Origin of the sequence: Paeniglutamicibacter sp. NPDC012692, assembly GCF_042901625.1 — a bacterium.
In the GTDB taxonomy this organism is placed as follows: domain Bacteria; phylum Actinomycetota; class Actinomycetes; order Actinomycetales; family Micrococcaceae; genus Paeniglutamicibacter.
Map to the genome: position 1 here is coordinate 487627 of NZ_JBIBDE010000003.1, position 18055 is coordinate 505681.

The following is an 18055-nucleotide window of genomic DNA, read 5'->3' on the forward strand; positions in this document are numbered from 1 at the left end:
CTCGTTTCAGTCCCATTGGTGGTCAAAATCGGTCAGCTTGCCGAAATCGCTCGTCAGACGCAGCGTTTCCGGCGCGCTCGGTGCTTGCTTCCAAGACTGCACCAGCACACGCTGACCGGTCCCACCCGGATTATCCCGCCCGCTCACGTGCACGCGCAAACGATAGTCACCTGGTCCCGAAGTGAGCCGACGAGGGGCACGCGGAGAGTCTTGATCCAGTAACCCATCGGTGACAATGCCTGGGAAATCCGTTCCGGCCCGGGCACTGAACTCGACGATGTCCTCCCACTCCGCGTCCGGTAGTGGCGGAGCAGCAGGAAGATACTGGCCAGCCACCAACACCGTCCCGTCAACGCCTCTCTGGGACCCGAGCTGAATCCAGGCCTCCGGCTGATCGGAATAACCCCATACAGTTCCGCCAACCCACTGAAGTTCCTTGGTGAAGTATGGCTGGAGGGACTGGAGCATGATCGAATCGACCTCACTCGCGCTCAGCACAGCAAAACGTTCGCTCATGACACCCTCACTTTGTACTTGTTGCCCGGGAACACGTGATTGCTCCGATGCAACGACGATAGCGTTCCATAAGCGCGCCGGCCATTTGGTCGATGAGTTCCATGCGGTCCCGCTTGTGGTCTGAGCCGGATCCCGTAGCCAGCGCTTGAACAGGCTCGAACCGCTACATGGAATCAGCCCGCACCCCTTGTTCCGGCCACAACGGCGGATCAAGGAGTGCGGGCCGATTGCGTTCGGTGGTGGTGCTAGCTGCCGATCGGGCGCAGGCGAAGGCCCTGCATGCCGCCGTCAACTGCCAGTGCCACGCCGTTGGTCGAACCCGAGAGCGGGCTGGCCAGGTAAGCGACGGCGCCGGCAACCTCATCGGCGGCAACCATCCGGCCGTGGGGCTGCCGCGCGTTCAACGCGGCCCGCTCGGCAACCGGGTCCTCCGCCGCGTCCATGAGCCGGCCGATCCAAGGGGTGTCGGCCGTTCCGGGGTTCACCGCATTGACGCGGATTCCCTCGCGCACGTGATCGGCGGCCATAGCCAGAGTCAGCGAGTACACGGCGCCCTTGGATGCCGAGTAAAGGGCCCGCTGCGGCAGGCCCGCGGTTGCGGCAATCGAACAGGTGTTGACGATGGCCGCGGCCTTTGATTCACGCAGGTGCGGCAGGGCGGCGCGGGAAACCCTGGCCATGCCGACCACGTTGATGTTCAGCACGCGCAGCCACTCGTCGTCGTCATTGTCGGCGACGGTGCCCTGGGCGCCGATTCCGGCGTTGTTGATGACAATGTCGATCCCGCCAAGGGCAAGGGCGGCCCCGGAGACGGCCTCGTTCACGGAGTCGGAGTTCGCGACATCGCAGGTGAAGGGGAGGTGGCGAGCATCGGCGGCTGCGGTGTTGATGTCCAGGACAGCAACGGATGCTCCGCGGTCGGCAAGGGTCGCCGCAATCGCCGCGCCGATACCCGAGGCCCCGCCGGTGACAATTGCACGCAGGCCGGCCATGTCCTGGGTCAGGGGGGTGGAAGTTGATTCGCTCATGCGTTGACCTGCTCTCGGAAGAAGACCTGGCGTTGGCGGCCAAGGTGCTGGATTTCGAATTCCCCGACGTCTCCCTCGGCGAGATACGGGAAGCGTCCCGACAGGGCGACGCCCTCCGGGGTGCCGGTGAGGATGACGTCGCCCGGTTCCAGAGCCATGTACTGGCTCAGGTGGTGGACCACGGTGGGCAGGTCGAAGATGAAGTCCGCGGTGCTCGAGTCTTGGCGGATTTCCCCGTTGATCCATGAGCGGCAGCCCAGGTTGTGTCCGTCGATTTCATCGGCCGGGACCAGGAACGGGCCAAGCGGGGTGGACTGCGGCAGTGACTTGCCCTTGGTCCACTGTCCGGCCGCCCCGGGGATCTGGTACTCGCGTTCGGAGAGGTCGTTGGCGATCAGCAAGCCGGCAATGACGTCCTTGGCCGCCTCCGGGGAAGGCAGGTACTTGGCATGGGCGCCAATGACGATTCCGAGTTCGACTTCCCAGTCGTACTTCTGGGCCGACGGCGGGATCGGGGCCGGGTCGAACGGGCCCGCGACGGTGTTGGCCGGCTTGAGGAACACCACGGGAATCGTCGGCGGTTCGGCGCCCGATTCACGGGCATGGGCCGCGTAGTTCATGCCAATGCAGATGACGTTTCCGGGGCGTGCGACGGGCGAGCCGATGCGTTCGCCCGTGGGTGCGGCGCTGAACGCGTCGCCCTCGGCCAGGCTCCAGCCCAGTTCCGGGTAGCTTCCGGCGGCGAGTCCCGCGCGGACCGCGGCGATGCCGTCTCCCGCGAGGAAATCCCCGTCGATGTCGGGTGTGGTGCTGGAAATATCGAAGGCTCGTCCCTCGTTGTCCAGCGCGATGGGGCGTTCCGCTCCGGGTTCGCCGATTCGTGCAAACTTCATTCTGACTCCAAGCATCGGATGATTCGCGTGTGCTGATTCACAACTTTAGCTCAAAATGAACCTTTGACAACATAAACATCCGATGTCTACTCTCGGGGTAGACGAAAGTGATCTCGCCCGCCGGCCCAGCTGGCCCGGGCGAAAGCGGCAACCCCCCCCACGAAACCGCGGGAACCACCACCTGGAGGACACATGAGCACGATTACGGCCTTGAGCACCACTGATGTCCGATTCCCCACCTCTCGGGATCTTGACGGCTCCGACGCCATGAACACGGACCCCGACTACTCGGCGGCCTATGTGGTGCTGGAAACCGATGCCGGTGACGGACTGGAAGGACACGGCTTCGTGTTCACCATCGGCCGCGGCAACGACGTGCAGGCCACCGCGATCCAGGCCCTGGCACCATTCCTCGTTGGTCGCAATGTCGAGGAATTGTTGGGCGACATGGGCGCGACTTGGCGTTGGTTGGTCCACGACTCGCAGCTGCGCTGGCTCGGCCCGGAAAAGGGCGTCATGCACATGGCGATCGGAGCGGTCGTCAACGCCCTCTGGGACCTCAAGGCCAAGCGCGAAGGCAAGCCGCTTTGGGCGCTGCTTGCGGCGATGAGCCCCGAGGAACTCGTTGACCTTGTTGATTTCCGGTACCTTTCCGACGCGCTGACCCGCGAGGACGCGCTGGAAATCCTCGGCAGGGCCCTCCCGGGACGCGCGGCGCGCACCGAGGAGTTGCTGGCCAAGGGATACCCCGCATACACCACCACCCCGGGATGGCTCGGATACTCCGATGAAAAGCTGTCCCGTCTGGCCGCCGAGGCCGTCCGGGACGGTTTTACCCAAATCAAGCTGAAGGTCGGAGCCGACCTGGACGACGACATCCGGCGCCTGCGCACGGCGCGCTCCGTGGTCGGCCCCGACATCAAGATCGCGGTCGACGCCAACCAGCGCTGGGATGTCGCCGAGGCCATCGAGTGGATAAGCCACCTGGCCGAATTCGACATCGCCTGGATCGAGGAGCCCACCAGCCCCGATGACATCCTCGGGCACGCGGCCATCGCCCGCGGCGTCCACCCGATCCCCGTGGCCACCGGCGAGCACTGCCAGAACCGGGTGCTCTTCAAGCAATTCCTCCAGGCCGACGCGTTGCAGGTGCTGCAGATCGACGCCGCCCGCGTGGCTGGGGTCAATGAAAACATCGCGATCCTGCTGCTTGCGGCAAAGTTCGGCGTCCGGGTCTGCCCGCACGCGGGAGGCGTGGGACTGTGCGAGGCGGTTCAGCACCTGTCCATGTTCGACTTCATTGCCGTGTCCGGAACCGCCGAGGACCGCTACATCGAATTCGTTGACCACCTGCACGAACACTTTGTCGAGCCGATCAACGTCCACTCCGGCGCCTATTGGCCGCCAAAGGTGCCCGGAGCCGGAACACAGATGATTGCCCAAACGCTTGCCGACTTCGAGTTTCCCAATGGTGTTGAATGGGCAAGTGACTTGGCACTCAGTGGTGCCCCGTCGATGAATGGCAACACCGCGACAACGGAGGCCTGAGGCCCGATGGAAACCATCGCACTGAACACCCGGCTCAAGCCCGGCAGGGAAGCCGACTACGACCGGATCCACGCCTCGCTGGCACCCCAACTGCACGCGGCGCTCAAGACCGCCGGGGTGCAGGACTGGCACATCTGGCGCAATGGCCGCGAACTGTTCCACCTGGTCCAGGTCGAGGACTACCGGGCCATGCGCCTTGAGCTCGCCGAGCACCCGGTCAACATCGCCTGGCAGGCCCGGATGGCGGAACTGCTCGAGGTCAGCGACGACTACTCCGGGGACGACAGCGGGATCCCGATGGTCTGGTCGTTCGCCCAGGATCCGGCGGGGGAGCAGCAGTGATGCGCGAGTCCCTGATCGGCCTCGGGTTCGGCGACCCGGATTCCGGGCGAAACCTCGGATTCGGTGCCGCGGGCCTGGGCAACCTCTACCGGCCGATGGAAGATGCCACCGCGCAGGCGACACTGCAGGCGGCCTACGATTCCGGCGCCCGCTACTTCGACACGGCACCGCACTACGGGCTCGGGCTTTCCGAGTCCCGCCTCGGCGAATGGCTCGGCGGCGACGTCGTCCGCGAGGACCTCGTGATCTCCAGCAAGGTCGGGCGGGTCCTTGAACCCAACGCCGGCTTTGCCGGGGAACTTGATGGCGAGGGATTCGCGGTTCCCGCCACCACGCGCAGGCGCTGGGACCCCTCGGAGGAGGGCATCCGGGCAAGCATCGAGTCCACGCTCCTGCGCCTGGGCACCGACTACCTGGACATCGTCTTCCTGCACGACCCCGATGCCTACGACCTCGAAGAGGGCATCGCCCGGGGCCTGCCCGTGCTCGAAAAGCTCCGTGCGGAGGGCCTCATCCAGGCCATCGGCGCGGGCACGAACTCCACCGACGCCGCGGCGGAATGCGTGCGGCGGGCCGACCTCGACCTGGTGATGCTTGCGGGGCGGTACACGCTGCTGGAGCAGCCGGCCGCGGCCGAACTGCTGCCCCTGTGCATGGAACGGTCGGTGGGCATCGTCAACGTGGGCGTGTACAACTCCGGGTTGTTGGCTTCCCCGGTGGTTCCCGCGAACGCGAACTACAACTATAAACCTGCCCCCGCGCACATCCTTGACCGCGCACGGGCGCTGGCCGCGGTGGCCGGGGAGTTCGGCACTGACCTGCCCACCGCAGCCGTGCATTTCGCGATGCGGCACCCGAGCATCGTCTCGGTGATGCTCGGGGCCTCCACCCCGGAGCAGGCGCGGGTGAACGCGGCCCGTGCCCATGCCCCGGTTGACGAGGGTTTGTGGGATGCACTGGTCAAACGGGGGTTGCTCGATGGCGCACTGGCCATCCGGTAGCCGGATTCCGAATGAGGAGGGCCCCCTTGGGTGCTCCTCCCGATCCTCCCGAGGGGGAAAATGATGGAGCGGTTGGATGCGCACCTGCATCTGTGGCAGCTTGGCGACCCCGGCGCCTACCCGTGGCTCACCCCGGACCTGGGGGAGCTGCATGCGGACTTCACCCCGGCCATGGCGGAGGCGGAGCTGCGGAACAGCGCCGTCGATGGCGCGATCCTGGTGCAGGCCGCCGACACCCTGGCCGACACCGAGTTCATGCTCAGCGTCGCGGATCGGCACGACTGGGTGCTCGGCGTCGTTGGCTGGGTGGATCTCTGTTCGCCGCAATCGCTCGAGGACCAGCTCGAGTCGTGGCGGGAGTCGGGCCCGCTGTGCGGGGTGCGCCACCTGGTGCACGACGATCCGCGGGCGGACTTCCTTGAACGCCCCGACGTTTCGGCGTCCCTTGAATTGCTGGCCAAGCACGATATCCCGCTGGATGTCCCCGACGCCTTCCCCCGGCACCTGGACCAGGCGCTCCGCGTGGCCGTGGAGCACCCGGACCTGCGGATCGTGATCGACCACCTGGCGAAACCGCCGCTGGGTTCCGGTGCGGAGGCGTTCGCCGCGTGGCGGGATTCCCTCACGCGGCTGGCGCAGCTGCCCCGGGTTTTCACGAAGCTCTCGGGTTTGCGCATCCCGCATGCGGGCTACGACGTTGCGACGCTGCGGCCGGCCTTCGACGTGGCGCTCGAGGCCTTCGGCCCGAACCGCATGATGTACGGCGGCGACTGGCCGATGACGGTCCCTGCCGGCGGCTATGCGCCGACCCTGGAGGTGCTGGAAGCCCTGGTGGGCACGCTCTCCGTCGCCGAACAGGAGTCGGTCTGGGCCGGGACCGCGCGACGGGTTTACCCAAACCTCCGATGAAAGATCGGATGAATCAAGTTCGAAATTGATTGAAAATGCGATTGTTTGCAGCTTTTGGGTTGCGTGTGATCTGATTCACGAGTAGTTTTTTACTAAACATCCGATGTTAGGAGGGTATGGATATGAGCGAGTACTTGCTGGAGATCGACGGGGTCGACAAGAGCTTCCCCGGCGTTCGCGCCCTGGCGAATATGCAACTCAACGTCCGCCCCGGTGAAGTGTTGGCGTTGGTCGGCGAGAACGGCGCCGGAAAATCAACGCTGATGAAGCTGCTGTCCGGGATCTACGTTCCGGATGCGGGAACCTTCCGCATCGGCGGCAACACGGTGGACATCAGCGGCCCGAAGCACGCACAGGAGCTCGGCGTCAGCATCATCCACCAGGAATTCAACCTGATGCGCGACCTGACCGTCGCCCAGAACATCTTCCTGGGACGCGAACCCATGCGGGGGCCGTTCATCAACGACTCGGCGCTCAACCGCCAGGCCCGCGAACTTTTCGAGCGGATCGGCGTGGACCTCAACCCGGTCCAGCAGGTTGCCGAACTGACCGTCGCCAAGCAGCAGATGGTCGAGATCGCCAAGGCACTGAGCTTCGATGCGAAGCTGCTGATCCTCGACGAGCCCACCGCAGCGCTCAACGATGCCGAGGTCGAGACCCTGCACCGGATCATCCGCCGGTTCATCACCCCGGAAACCGGCGCCATCTACATCTCGCACCGCATGGACGAGCTCAAGGTCATCTCCGACCGCATCACCGTGATCCGCGACGGCGAATACGTGGACACCCTCGACACCGAGACCACCACCATGCCGGAAGTCATCTCGCTGATGGTCGGACGCGAGGTCTCCGGAACCGCCCGCCCGGCCAACATTCCCGCGGGCGGGGAAACCCGGCTGGAAGTTCGGAACCTCTCCACCAAGGAGCTGCTGAAGGACGTCTCGTTCAACATTGCCAAGGGCGAGATTCTGGGCTTCGCCGGGCTCATGGGCGCCGGCCGCACCGAAGTCGCCCGGGCGATCGTCGGGGCGGACAAGATCAGCTCCGGCTCGATCATCCTCAACGGGCAGACCGTGAGCATCCCGAATCCCGCCAAGGCCGCCGAGCTGCGCATCGGTTACCTCTCCGAGGACCGCAAGCACCTGGGGCTCATGCTGGAAGCCGACGTCGCGCAGAACATCATGCTTTCCTCCCTGAAGGAGATCAGCAAGTTCGGTTTCATCAACGGACGCATGCTCAAGTACATCTCCGGGGAACAGGTCGAGCGCTTGCGGATCAAGACGCCGTCGATCCACCAGAGTGCCAAGAACCTCTCCGGCGGCAACCAGCAAAAGATCGTGATCGCCAAGTGGCTGGTCAAGGACTGCGACGTGCTGATCTTCGACGAGCCAACCCGCGGCATCGACGTGGGCGCGAAGGACGAGATCTACCGCCTGCTCAACGAACTTGCCGCCAGCGGCAAGTCGATCATCATGATCTCCTCCGAACTGCCGGAAGTCTTGCGCATGTCGCATCGCATCGCGGTGATGTCGGAGGGACGGATCACCGGTTTCCTCGAAAACGCCGAGGCCACCCAGGAACGAATCATGGAACTTGCCACGCAGAGTGAACGAGGAGTAAAAACAACATGAGCACCACCACCTCGGTTGAGAACGGCAGCCGCTCGCCGTCGGTCAAGCCACCCCTGAAACGCAAGGAATCGGACCTCATGGTCCGGGCCCGCGCCAGCATGCAGCAGCTGATGGCCTTCGGTTCACTGATTGTCTTGGTCATCCTCTTCGGCATCCTGAACCCGCTGTTCCTGACCCCGTCGAACCTCTCCGACATCCTGCTCTCCACGGTGGTCATCGGGCTGCTGGCCCTCGGCGCCACCTTCGTGATCATCACCGGCGGCATCGACCTCTCGGTGGGAACCGGCATGTCGCTGACCTCGGTCATGGTCGGCGTGACGTTGACCTACATGGGCCTTCCGCTCGCCTTCGGCGTGATCGCCGGCGTCCTGGCCGGGGCCGTGATCGGCCTGATCAACGGCGTGCTCATCTCCTACCTGCGGATCCCGCCGTTCATCGCCACGCTGGCCATGATGATGGTCGCCCAGGGCCTTGCCCTGGTCATCTCCGGCACCAAGCCGATCTACTTCAACGACACCCCCGGATTCAGCCAGCTGGCGCTGGGCAAGTCGATCCCGGGCCTGATCATCCCCAACGCGGTCTTCATCTTCTTCATCGCGGCCGTCATTGCCGGGGTCGTGCTGTCCAAGACGTTGATCGGGCGCTACACCTACTCGATCGGCTCCAACGAGCAGGCAACGGCGCTGTCGGGCATCAACGTCCGCCGCTGGAAGATGTGGATCTACACCCTCGCCGGCACCTTCACGGGCCTGGCCGGCGTGGTCATCGCCTCCCGACTGAACTCGGCGCAGCCGGGCCAGGGCGCGGGTTACGAGCTTCAGGCCATCGCGGCCGTCGTCATCGGGGGAACCTCGCTCCAGGGTGGCAAGGGCTCGATCGTCGGCACCGTGATCGGCGCGCTGATCATGTCCGTGCTCACCAGCGGCCTGCGCATCATCAACGTCCCGCAGGAATGGCAGTCCGTCGCCATCGGCAGCGTCATCCTGCTCGCCGTGTACCTGGACATGCTGCGCCGCAAGGACAAGAGCGGCGGCTAGACGCAGCCTTTTCGCCCGGCCGCACCAAGGATTTTCACCATCCCGGACCCCGTTGCCCTACCAGCACCATGTCCGGGGCCGTAACCCATGAATCATCACCACTCGCAGTACGCCCGCAATTTCCCGTTACGAAATGGAGTACATGTCATGTTCCGCAAGAAGCTCATTGGTCTGGCAGCAGTGTCGATGCTGGCCCTAGCCCTGTCCGCATGCGATTCGGGCACCACGCCGGATGCCGGCGCGGCAAGCAGCAGCGACGGCAAGAAGCCGTACGTGGCAATCGTTTCCAAGGGCTTCCAGCACCAGTTCTGGCAGTCGGTCAAGGCCGGCGCCGAACAGGCAGCCACCGAATACGGCGTGGAGGTCACCTTCGAGGGCCCGAACACGGAGAAGGACGTGGCACAGCAGATCGAGATGCTGACCACCGCGATGTCCAAGAGTCCGGCAGCCCTGGGCATCGCCGCGCTCGACTCGCAGGCAGCCACCCCGATCCTGGATGAAGCCAAGGCCAAGAACATTCCGGTGATCGCCTTCGACTCCGGCGTCGATTCGACGATTCCGGTGGCCACCGCGTCAACCGACAACAAGGCGGCAGCGGCCGAGGCCGCAAAGCACATGGCCGAACTCATCGGCGGCAAGGGCGAGATCGCCGTGGTCGCACACGACCAGACCTCCACCTCCGGCAAGGACCGCCGCGACGGCTTCACCGAGTACATGGCGGCCAACAACCCGGACATCAAGATCGTCACCGTCCAGTACGGCGGCGGCGACCAGCTGGAATCGGCCAACCTGGCCAAGACCATCATCAACGGCAACCCGAACCTCAAGGGCATCTACGGCACCAACGAAGGCTCCGCCATCGGCGTGGTCAAGGCTGTCGAGGAGCTCGGCCTGAAGGGCAAGCTCACGGTCGTCGGCTTCGACTCCGGCAAGGCCCAGATGGACGCCATCCGCTCGGGCCTGATGGCCGGCGCCGTCACCCAGAACCCTGTCGGCATCGGCTACGAGACCGTCAAGGCGGCCGCGGCGGCCATCAAGGGCGAGACCGTTGAAAAGGTCATCGACACCGGCTTCTACTGGTACGACGCCAAGAACATCGATGACGCGAAGATCAAGGCCAACCTCTACGAGTAGGCCCGTGCCCCCTGCGCTTCCTCGAGGAAGACGCACGCTGAAAAGCCCGGTTTCACCATCCCAGCCCAGAGAAGGGCGGGCGATGGTGAAACCGGGCTTTTTCCTGTCAAAAAAGAGGGCTCGGACATCCACGAAGTGGAAGTCCGAGCCCCTGCGAAACGTTGGCGTCAGCCGGCCGTGGATTGCTTGAGCCAGGTCTCCACACCGGAAACGTGGGCTGTGACAAGTGCCTTGGCCAGGTCGGTGTCGCCGGAGCGAATCGCCGAAAGGATCGCCTGGTGCTCGTCCAGCGTGCGTTGAACCGCGTGGTCCTGGGTCAGCCCGCGCCAGATACGCGCGCGCACTGTGTTGCTGGAGAGTGCTTCCAGGAGGGTTCCGAGGTAGGCGTTTCCCGCCGCTTCGGCAATGATCGAGTGGAAAAGCAGGTCATGGGTGACCAGCTCCTGGATGTCCGTATCCGCGGTAACCGCATGCACGGATTCTTCGAGCCGCGCAAGATGCTCGTCGCTGCGTCGCTGGGCCGCCAAGCCCGCCGCAGACGGCTCGAGGATCCGCCGGACCTCGAGCAGTTCAAGGATCGACGAATCTTGATGCAGCTCGACAACGAACGACATGGCCTCGGTGAGCAGGTGCGGTTCAAGGCTGGTGACGTAGGTTCCGTCTCCACGCCGCACATCCAGGACTCGGATGAGTTCCAGTGCCTTGACTGCCTCGCGAAGCGACGAGCGGGAAAGGCCGAGACGCTCCGAAAGTTCTTTTTCCGGGGGAAGCCGGTCTCCGGGCGAAAGTTCTCCGCTAAGAATCATTTCTTTGATGCGCGTGATCGCTGCGTCTGTGACTGCCATGTTCCCAGTCTAGACATCGGATGTCTGGATCGAAACCAAGATGAACGAATTGGTCGCTCTGCTGGCTGTGTTGAAACCCTGAACTTTGCGGGGTCGCTGGCTTCGCCCTCGACCCCGCAGGGCCGTAGTCTAGAGGTATGGAAACTCTGCTCTGGGTCGTCGTTCCGCTGCTCATCCTCGGTCTTGGATGGCTTTGGCTGACGCGGCTGCGCGCCAAGAATTCGGCCGAGGTTTCAGCCGCGATCACGCCGGAAACTGCCGAATCTGCAGCCTTGAAACTCACGGGCGAGGGGCACCGGGCCGTCTACAGGTCTCTGGCGCAGGGCGATTTCATGGCAGCGGTGCAGAATTACAAGGCCATGACCGGAGACGGGTACAAGGCCAGCATCATCGCGGTGCGTAGTCTGGAGCGATACCCGCAAATTCGCAAGGAACCTGTCGACGGCTTGACCATTTCCAAGCAGCTTGAGAACGAACGCCAAGCCGAACTCGCAGCCAACGGCGGCCCCGAGCCGGTCAAGGACGAAACAAGCCCGAGCGTCGCTGCCTCGATTCCTTCACTCGATAATTCGGCTACCTCCCCGGTGAGTGAAGTTTCGCCCCAGGAAGCGCTGTCGATTCCCAGCGCCCCCGCGATCGGGGACGACGATGCATGGGTTGTGCCCAGCGATTGGGCGCAGGAGTTCGGAAGCGAAGCCGAAAAAACCTCAACGCAGTTCAAGGTCTCCTACCTGGTTGACGGGGAACCCCAGGAGTTCGCCAGCGAAGACCTGCCGCCGGCTGAATACGACCAGTTCATGTCCCTCGTGCGCGACCACGACTTGCCCGGCGCCGCAACGCTGATTGCCAAGCATTCGGGGCTGGACCAAGGCGAAATACTGCGCATGCTTGTTTCCTCGCCGCTGGGCGGCGGGAGCTCGTCATCGGCAAACATTGCAGACTTTAGTTTTGAGGGACAGGGACCGGACGGGGCCGTCCACTTCAGCGTCAACGACCTGGCCGAGCCCGAGCGTACCGAGTTCCTTGATCACCTTCGCCTGGGCGAACTTGACGAGGCCACCGTGATCGTCGCCCGTTGTACCGGACTTCCCGATGAGATGGTTCGGACCTTGCTCAACGCGTTCGGCGACGGAGACAAGTAGCTTCTCCACATAGTCCGTCAACAGCAGGAACCGCGCGTTTCCGGTCCATGATTTGGCCGGAACCGCGCGGTTTTCTTGTTCCTGGGGGCCTTTCTCCGGAATCGCCCCAGACGCAAAAAAGCCCCCTACCTAGGTAGGGGGCCATTCGGCGGACACGGGGGGATTTGAACCCCCGGTCGAGTTTAACCCCGACACTTCATTAGCAGTGAAGCCCATTCGGCCGCTCTGGCACGTGTCCTTTTACTGTTTCCAGCTCCCCTAGACTACCCAAAGCTGGCCCTGCTTACAAAACGAGAATCGGCCAGGGAATGAAAACGTCGGTTTCCTGCGGATTAATGACGGATCAGGACCCGATAATTCGCCACAGGAACTCGTAACTGGTGGCCAACATGGTGGCCGAAGCGGCATTGTCGGAGGCCCCGGCATGCCCGCCATCGAGGGACTCGTGATACCGGACGTTTGGAACACCCATGTCCATCATCTTGGCGGCCATTTTCCGTGCCTGGACCGGACCCACGCGGTCATCACTCGTGGCGCTCCAGATGAGTGAGGCGGGGTACTCGGTCCCGGCCGGCAATGCGTCATCAAGCCGGTGGTAGGGGGAGAACGTCCGGATGAACTCCCAATCGCCGGGCACGTCCGGGTCCCCGTATTCGGCGATCCACGAATGCCCCGCGGCCAACCGGGTGTAACGGCGCATATCAAGCAGCGGGACGCCGCAGGAAACCGCTCCGAAGAGTTCGGGGTAACCGGTGATCATGTTGCCCATGAGCAGCCCGCCGTTCGAACGCCCTGTTGCGGCAAGGTGCTTCGGTGAGGTCACCCCGCGGGCCACCAGGTCGCGGGCGACGGCGGCGAAGTCCTCGTAGGCGCGATGGCGGTTTTCGCGAAGCGCGGCGCGGTGCCAGCGCGGCCCGTATTCCCCGCCGCCGCGGATGTTCGCCACCACGTAGCTGCCGCGTCGCCCCTCGGAGGTGCTGCGGGTCAGCCAGCCCGGCCCCAGCGTGCCCACGTATCCGGGGGTCATGCTTGCCTGGAATCCGCCATAGCCGTTCATCAGGACCGGGTTCAGGCTGTCGAGCGGCAAATCCGCCGGGGAAACCTGGAAGTACGGAACGCGCGTCCCGTCATCGGACACCGCAAAATGCTGCGACACCTCGAACTCCGAGGCATCAAAGCGTGCCGGGGCTGCCTTGACGACCCGCGGCGGCGACGTCGGCGCCGATGCGGAACCGATGGTGCCGCGGGCCAGCGTCGTCGGGGTCAGGAAACCGGTGATGGTGAGCCAGTAGTCGTCCGCGCACTCCGGGTCCAGGTCGTCGACGGCCGAGACGCTGAAGCTGTGCAGCGGGGCGCCCGCCTCGAGCGGGCTCAGGGCAAAATCAAGTGACGGGTCGCAGACCAGGATCTGCGAGGAAACATCCTGCAGGACATTGAGCAGCACGTAGTTTGCGGTGAAATCGATCGACTGCAGCGAGGTGCTGTCCGTGGGCACAAAGATCTCGCGCAGGGACGCGGTCCCGGCCATGAACTCGTCCAGCTCGGCCAGCAGGAGCGATCCCGGCACGTGGGTTTTGCCGTGGCGGGTCCAGGCGGTTTGCGGGGAAAACAGCACCCAGTTCCGGTGAAGTGACACCCCGACGTCCGTGGGCACCTCGATCTGGACCCACGAATCCCCTCGACGCAGGTAGGTCTTGGAGTTGTAGAAGTCGATCACGTCGTGTGCCACGTCGCGTTCGAACCCGGGGGTGGGGTCGTGCGACACGAAGGCAAGCACGTGGGACTCGTCGATGGCGAAGACCTCGGGTGCCTGTTCCAGCTGCTGGGAGCGGGACAGCCTGCGGACGGTGCGGGCGTAGGAGGAGCGCGTCAGCGACCCCTCGCCCACCTCGGTGGCCACGTACAGCGTGTCCTCGTCGATCCACGAAACGCTGGTCTTCGCCACCGGAAGGTCAAAGCCCCCGGGCACGAAGGTGCGGGTGGCGATGTCGAACTCGCGCACCCGGACCTGGTCGCCGCCGTCGGGGGAGAGCTTGATCAGGGCACGGGCATAGGGGTTGCCAGGTTTGGGGCGCAGCATCTGCGCGCCGGAGAAGACCCAGTCGACGTTGTCGTCGGCGGCAAGCGCGTCGACATCGAGCAGCACCTCCCACAGCGGGTCCTCGCCCTGGTAGGAATCCCAGGTGGTGCGCTGCCAGAGTCCCTTGGGATGCTCGGCATCGCGCCAGAAGTTGTAGTAGTGCTCGCCGCGCTTGGTCACCGTGGGAATGCGGTCGGTGGCGTCGAGAACACTCAGGATGGCGTCCCGGCACGCGTCGAAGCCCGTGTCGAAGAGCTCAGATTCGGTGCGGGCATTCTGTGCCAGCACCCACTCCATGGCCCGCGGCGAGTCCAATTCCTCGAGCCACTGCAGCGGATCGGCCGGCTCGTCCGTCGTCACGCCGGGGTTTGACGCGGACGGGGGAGTCGGGCCGCTCCCTGTGCCGTCGTGAAGAACCAGGGTCGATGCGTCTGCCGGAGAGGCATCCGGGGCATTGCTGGGCGAAGAAGAACTCATGGCCAAAGTCTCTCATGCGGGGCGATCTTGCCGGGTGCGCCCAAGTGACCCGGACACCCGCGGGGGACTAGGCTGAAACCCGTGAGTGAGCAGCAGAATTCCGGACCAGAACCGTACACCATTGCCGTAGTCGGTGCCGGTCCGCGTGGCACATCGGTATTGGAACGGCTATTGGCCCAACTGCGTCATGCGGAAGGCCGCGGCCGGCGGATCCGGGTCCTGGTCTTTGACCAGTTCGAACCCGGTGCCGGACGCGTCTGGTCCACGGCGCAGTCGCGGCTGTTCCTGATGAACACGCCTTCGGTCTTCCCCACCGTCGCACCCGAGCGCACGCACCCGGACGAGCCCGGGTTGAGCTTTGAGCAGTGGCGGGCTTCCGGCGGCGACGGCGCGCTCCTGAGCACGGTCGAGGCGCAGGAACTCGCGGAACTTGAACGCGGGTCCTACCCGCCGCGTGCCCTGTACGGGCGCTACCTGCGACACGTCTTCGAGTCGGTCGCCACGGCCCTGCGCAACCTGGAACGGGTCGTCGAGGTCCGCTTTGTGCGCTCCGAGGTCCGCAGCCTGGTGCGCGCCGACGCCCGCTACCTGCTGGCCGCGCAACCCGTGGACGATTCCTACCCGCATCCGCGAGCCCAGGGCGCACCCGTGGAATTCACCGCGGACGCGGTGGTGCTGGCGCTCGGTCACGTCCCGGCGCACCTGAACCCCGCCCAGGCGGCGATGTCAGAGGAAGCCGACGAGATTGCCCTGACCTACCAGGGCCCGAACGTGCCAAGCGACGTGCCGTGGGAAAAGATCCCGGCCGGGCACACCGCGCTCGTCCGCGGCCTGGGCCTGAACTTCTTCGACGTGATGGTCGAATTGACGGTGGGCCGCGGCGGCGAATTCCGTGCGGTCAACGGCGGCCCGGGACAGGCGCTTGAGTACTGGGCCTCCGGATTCGAACCCAAGATCGTGGCGGCCTCGCGCCGCGGCACACCGTACCGGGCCAAGGCCTGCATCGAGGACTTCATTCCGCCGTCGGTCCGCCTGGAGTACTTCGACAGCGAGGTGATCGTCCAGCGGATCGCCGAGCAACGGGTGACCAACCCTGAGGCCACCGCCGAGTTCGGGGCCCACGTGTGGCCGCTGCTGCACCGCGACGTGCTGCTGGCCTACTACCGCACGGCCGCCGCCAGGACCCCCGGGCGCTTCACGCTCGACCCCGACGAATTCCTGAGCCGGCTAGTTTCGGTGCTGGATGCCGAGCACCAGGCCGGGGCCAAGGTGTGGCTCTCGGAGGCGCAGCAGCTGGTGGCCGAACACGCCCCGGCACTGGGCTTCCTGGATGTCCCGGGGCTCGGGCACCCCTTCGCAGAGCGCGGGTTCGGCTCGGCGAAGGAATACCAGAACGCCGTGCTGAAATACCTGGAAGAGGACGCGCTCTCCTCCGCCGGCGGGGAGAAGGACCCGCTGAAGATGGCCATCGGGACATTGAACGCCGGGCGCATGGAGCTCAAGAACATGATCGCCGAGGGCCTGATCTCCGACGACTCGCGCCTGAACGAGGTCCAGGGCTGGTTCGAACCCCTGGTGGAGGGGCTCTCCTCCGGGCCGCCGGTGCAGCGCATCGAGGAGCTGGCGGCGCTCGCGCGCGCCTCCGTCGTCGAGTTCATCGGCCCGGACCCGGAATTCGGGATCGACCCCGTCTCGTCCGCGTTCATTGCCTCTTCCCCGTGGGTTGATTCGCCCAGCTACACCGCCCCGGTCCTGGTCGAGGCGATGATGCCCGCCAACAGGGTGCTGCAGACCGCCTCGCCGCTCCTGCGCCAATTGCTCGACGACGGGCTAGCCGCGCCGCTGACCATGCGCAACGCCGCCGGCGAACCCATCCCGGGGCAGGGCCTCGACGTGGTGGGGGAGCCGTACCGGCTGGTCGACGCCCACGGGCTGGCACACCGCGCCATCTTCGTGCTGGGCCTGCAGCTGTCCTCGGTGCAGTGGGGCACCGCCATCGCCGCACAGGCTGGGGCGCCGCTCGACGGGGCGGCCCGCACCCTGGGCGACGCCCGGGACATCGCCCACGAGTTGGTGCGGCTGAGCAACAACCACGCCCTGTAGGCGCAAACCGCCAGGCCGGGCCGTGGCCGGTTCGGAAACGCAAGAGAGGCAGTCCCCTTGATACGGGAACTGCCTCTCTTTTTTGAGCGGATGGTAAGAGATTTGAACTCTTGGTACGGGGTTACCGCACACTGGTTTTCAAGACCAGCTCCTTAGGCCGCTCGGACAACCATCCAGACCAAAAAAGTATACGCCAGCCAAGGGCTGCCCACGGACCACCTGCGGCGTAACCGTCCAGGCGTGTCGAAAACGTGAGCCCGGTCCAGCCCCCGGCGGGTGCGATCATGGGGGAAAGCGGAAACGATCCAAGGAAAGCGGGCGACGATGCGTGCCATTGAATATCGGGGTGCAGGGGGAACGGAAGTCATGGCGGAAACCGAACGCCCGGTTCCCGTCCCGGGGGTCGGCGAGGTGCTTCTCAAGGTGGCCGCCTTCGGGCTGAACAGGGCCGATGTGCAGCAACGGATCGGGGTCTACCCGCCGCCCCCGGGCGCCAGCGACATCCCGGGCCTCGAGGTCTCGGGCATCGTGGAGGCCGTCGGCCCGGAAGCCGACGCAGCGCTGGTCGGCAGGCGCGTCTGTGCGCTGCTGGCCGGGGGAGGGTACGCGCAGTATGTCGCGGTGCCCGCGGGCCACGTGCTGGAGCTTCCGGACTCGGTCGACCTGGTGGATGCCGCGGGGTTCATGGAGGTCGCAGCGACGGTTGTCTCCAACCTCTTCCTCGAGGCGAACCTGCGGGAGGGCCAGAACGTGCTGATCCACGGCGGAGCCGGCGGGATCGGCTCGATGGCCATCCAGCTCTGCGCGGCTGCGGGGGCCACGGTGTTCGTCACGGCATCCAGCGAAGAGAAGATCGCCCATTGCCTGGCGCTGGGGGCACACCACGGGATCAACTACCGCGACGAGGACTTCGTCCAGCGCACCGCCGAACTCACCGGCGGGTCCGGCATCGACGTCATCCTGGACGTGGTGGGCGCCAAGTACCTCGCCTCGAACGTGCGGGCGCTCGCCGTGGACGGGACCCTGGTGGTCATCGGGTTGATCGGCGGGGCCAAGGCGGAGCTGAACCTGGGCCTGCTGATGTCCAAGCGGGCCCGCATCGTCGGCACCACGTTGCGCGCCAGACCGACCGAACAGAAGGCCGAAATCGTGGAGGAGGTGCGCCGGCGGGTGCTTCCGTTGCTCGAATCCGGGCGGCTGGACCTGGCGATCGACCGCCGGTTTACGTTCGATGACGTCCGTTCGGCGCACGAATACTTCGATTCGGGGAATCACACCGGAAAAATCGTCGTCAGGGCCTGACCGCGTTTTCCCCAAGGTCTACGGTGGGTGGTGAGTGCAGGGTGTCTTGCGACACAGGGGACAAAAC

At 65.2% G+C, this 18055-nt stretch carries 15 protein-coding genes and 2 tRNA genes; 10 read left to right on the plus strand and 7 right to left on the minus strand.

The annotated features are described in order from the left end of the window. Nucleotides 1-6: 6 nt before the first annotated feature. The 3 genes from ACFY5D_RS14190 to ACFY5D_RS14200 all read right to left on the minus strand — a co-directional run bounded on the left by ACFY5D_RS14190 (nt 7) and on the right by ACFY5D_RS14200 (nt 2437). Nucleotides 7-516 carry a hypothetical protein gene (locus ACFY5D_RS14190; RefSeq protein ID WP_387530898.1) on the minus strand — a complete coding sequence of 170 codons (510 nt, stop codon included), beginning with the start codon at nt 514-516 and terminating at the stop codon, nt 7-9. A 245-nt stretch (nt 517-761) separates the two neighbouring features. After that, nucleotides 762-1544 carry an SDR family NAD(P)-dependent oxidoreductase gene (locus ACFY5D_RS14195; protein WP_387530901.1) on the minus strand — a complete coding sequence of 261 codons (783 nt, stop codon included), beginning with the start codon at nt 1542-1544 and terminating at the stop codon, nt 762-764. Continuing rightward, complete coding sequence (locus tag ACFY5D_RS14200) at nt 1541-2437, minus strand: fumarylacetoacetate hydrolase family protein (RefSeq protein ID WP_387530904.1); 897 nt, start codon at nt 2435-2437, stop codon at nt 1541-1543. Before ACFY5D_RS14200 ends, ACFY5D_RS14195 begins: the two co-directional genes overlap by 4 nt. Nucleotides 2438-2629: 192 nt before the next feature. Here ACFY5D_RS14200 and ACFY5D_RS14205 point away from each other — a divergent pair, with 192 nt between their 5' ends. From ACFY5D_RS14205 to ACFY5D_RS14235, 7 genes are all read left to right on the plus strand, one after another. Further along, the gene (locus ACFY5D_RS14205) at nt 2630-3985 is read left to right on the plus strand and encodes an L-fuconate dehydratase (protein WP_387530907.1); all 1356 of its coding nucleotides are present in this window, start codon (nt 2630-2632) and stop codon (nt 3983-3985) included. 6 nt (nt 3986-3991) lie between these two features. Then, on the plus strand, nt 3992-4327 hold the full coding sequence (locus tag ACFY5D_RS14210; protein ID WP_387530910.1) for an L-rhamnose mutarotase: 336 nt from the start codon (nt 3992-3994) through the stop codon (nt 4325-4327). After that, nucleotides 4327-5328, plus strand: coding sequence for an aldo/keto reductase (locus ACFY5D_RS14215; protein ID WP_387530913.1), 1002 nt, complete (start codon nt 4327-4329; stop codon nt 5326-5328). Before ACFY5D_RS14210 ends, ACFY5D_RS14215 begins: the two co-directional genes overlap by 1 nt. A 60-nt stretch (nt 5329-5388) precedes the next feature. Continuing rightward, the gene (locus ACFY5D_RS14220) at nt 5389-6237 is read left to right on the plus strand and encodes an amidohydrolase family protein (protein WP_387530916.1); all 849 of its coding nucleotides are present in this window, start codon (nt 5389-5391) and stop codon (nt 6235-6237) included. Nucleotides 6238-6359: 122 nt separating this feature from the next. Further along, nucleotides 6360-7868, plus strand: coding sequence for a sugar ABC transporter ATP-binding protein (locus tag ACFY5D_RS14225; protein WP_387530918.1), 1509 nt, complete (start codon nt 6360-6362; stop codon nt 7866-7868). Next, a complete protein-coding gene (locus ACFY5D_RS14230) occupies nt 7865-8905 on the plus strand; it encodes an ABC transporter permease (protein ID WP_387530921.1) in 1041 nt (346 codons plus the stop codon). Before ACFY5D_RS14225 ends, ACFY5D_RS14230 begins: the two co-directional genes overlap by 4 nt. A 147-nt stretch (nt 8906-9052) precedes the next feature. After that, entirely contained in the window at nt 9053-10039 is a 987-nt protein-coding gene (locus tag ACFY5D_RS14235) for an ABC transporter substrate-binding protein (RefSeq protein ID WP_387530924.1), read from the plus strand. A 167-nt stretch (nt 10040-10206) separates the two neighbouring features. Here ACFY5D_RS14235 and ACFY5D_RS14240 read toward each other — a convergent pair whose 3' ends face one another. After that, entirely contained in the window at nt 10207-10884 is a 678-nt protein-coding gene (locus ACFY5D_RS14240; RefSeq protein WP_387530927.1) for a FadR/GntR family transcriptional regulator, read from the minus strand. Between the two features lie 137 nt (nt 10885-11021). On the opposite strand from ACFY5D_RS14240, the gene ACFY5D_RS14245 reads away from it, so the two are divergent. Next, nucleotides 11022-12026 carry a hypothetical protein gene (locus ACFY5D_RS14245; protein ID WP_387530929.1) on the plus strand — a complete coding sequence of 335 codons (1005 nt, stop codon included), beginning with the start codon at nt 11022-11024 and terminating at the stop codon, nt 12024-12026. 149 nt (nt 12027-12175) lie between these two features. Here ACFY5D_RS14245 and ACFY5D_RS14250 read toward each other — a convergent pair. Both ACFY5D_RS14250 and ACFY5D_RS14255 read right to left on the minus strand, forming a co-directional pair. Further along, nucleotides 12176-12264: transfer RNA gene (locus ACFY5D_RS14250), tRNA-Ser, on the minus strand. 105 nt (nt 12265-12369) lie between these two features. Continuing rightward, nucleotides 12370-14583 (minus strand): prolyl oligopeptidase family protein, encoded by a 2214-nt coding sequence (locus ACFY5D_RS14255; RefSeq protein WP_387530930.1) that lies wholly within the window; start codon nt 14581-14583, stop codon nt 12370-12372. An 81-nt stretch (nt 14584-14664) separates the two neighbouring features. Here ACFY5D_RS14255 and ACFY5D_RS14260 point away from each other — a divergent pair, with 81 nt between their 5' ends. Further along, nucleotides 14665-16686: an FAD/NAD(P)-binding protein gene (locus ACFY5D_RS14260; protein WP_387530933.1), complete on the plus strand. Its 2022-nt coding sequence runs from the start codon at nt 14665-14667 to the stop codon at nt 16684-16686. Between the two features lie 87 nt (nt 16687-16773). Here the strand turns inward: ACFY5D_RS14260 and ACFY5D_RS14265 are convergent. Beyond that, a tRNA-Ser gene (locus ACFY5D_RS14265) sits at nt 16774-16861 on the minus strand. A 149-nt stretch (nt 16862-17010) separates the two neighbouring features. On the opposite strand from ACFY5D_RS14265, the gene ACFY5D_RS14270 reads away from it, so the two are divergent. Next, nucleotides 17011-17988, plus strand: a complete 978-nt coding sequence (locus tag ACFY5D_RS14270) for an NAD(P)H-quinone oxidoreductase (protein WP_387530935.1) — start codon at nt 17011-17013, stop codon at nt 17986-17988. The last annotated feature ends 67 nt before the right edge of the window (nt 17989-18055 follow it).

What these genes read in the sequence shown, in the direction of transcription:
- ACFY5D_RS14190 (WP_387530898.1), bottom strand. Translation starts at nt 516, where the DNA reads ATGAGCGAACGTTTTGCTGTGCTGAGCGCGAGTGAGGTCGATTCGATC.
- ACFY5D_RS14195 (WP_387530901.1), bottom strand. Translation starts at nt 1,544, where the DNA reads ATGAGCGAATCAACTTCCACCCCCCTGACCCAGGACATGGCCGGCCTG.
- ACFY5D_RS14200 (WP_387530904.1), bottom strand. Translation starts at nt 2,437, where the DNA reads ATGAAGTTTGCACGAATCGGCGAACCCGGAGCGGAACGCCCCATCGCG.
- ACFY5D_RS14205 (WP_387530907.1), top strand. Translation starts at nt 2,630, where the DNA reads ATGAGCACGATTACGGCCTTGAGCACCACTGATGTCCGATTCCCCACC.
- ACFY5D_RS14210 (WP_387530910.1), top strand. Translation starts at nt 3,992, where the DNA reads ATGGAAACCATCGCACTGAACACCCGGCTCAAGCCCGGCAGGGAAGCC.
- ACFY5D_RS14215 (WP_387530913.1), top strand. Translation starts at nt 4,327, where the DNA reads ATGCGCGAGTCCCTGATCGGCCTCGGGTTCGGCGACCCGGATTCCGGG.
- ACFY5D_RS14220 (WP_387530916.1), top strand. Translation starts at nt 5,389, where the DNA reads ATGATGGAGCGGTTGGATGCGCACCTGCATCTGTGGCAGCTTGGCGAC.
- ACFY5D_RS14225 (WP_387530918.1), top strand. Translation starts at nt 6,360, where the DNA reads ATGAGCGAGTACTTGCTGGAGATCGACGGGGTCGACAAGAGCTTCCCC.
- ACFY5D_RS14230 (WP_387530921.1), top strand. Translation starts at nt 7,865, where the DNA reads ATGAGCACCACCACCTCGGTTGAGAACGGCAGCCGCTCGCCGTCGGTC.
- ACFY5D_RS14235 (WP_387530924.1), top strand. Translation starts at nt 9,053, where the DNA reads ATGTTCCGCAAGAAGCTCATTGGTCTGGCAGCAGTGTCGATGCTGGCC.
- ACFY5D_RS14240 (WP_387530927.1), bottom strand. Translation starts at nt 10,884, where the DNA reads ATGGCAGTCACAGACGCAGCGATCACGCGCATCAAAGAAATGATTCTT.
- ACFY5D_RS14245 (WP_387530929.1), top strand. Translation starts at nt 11,022, where the DNA reads ATGGAAACTCTGCTCTGGGTCGTCGTTCCGCTGCTCATCCTCGGTCTT.
- ACFY5D_RS14255 (WP_387530930.1), bottom strand. Translation starts at nt 14,583, where the DNA reads ATGAGTTCTTCTTCGCCCAGCAATGCCCCGGATGCCTCTCCGGCAGAC.
- ACFY5D_RS14270 (WP_387530935.1), top strand. Translation starts at nt 17,011, where the DNA reads ATGCGTGCCATTGAATATCGGGGTGCAGGGGGAACGGAAGTCATGGCG.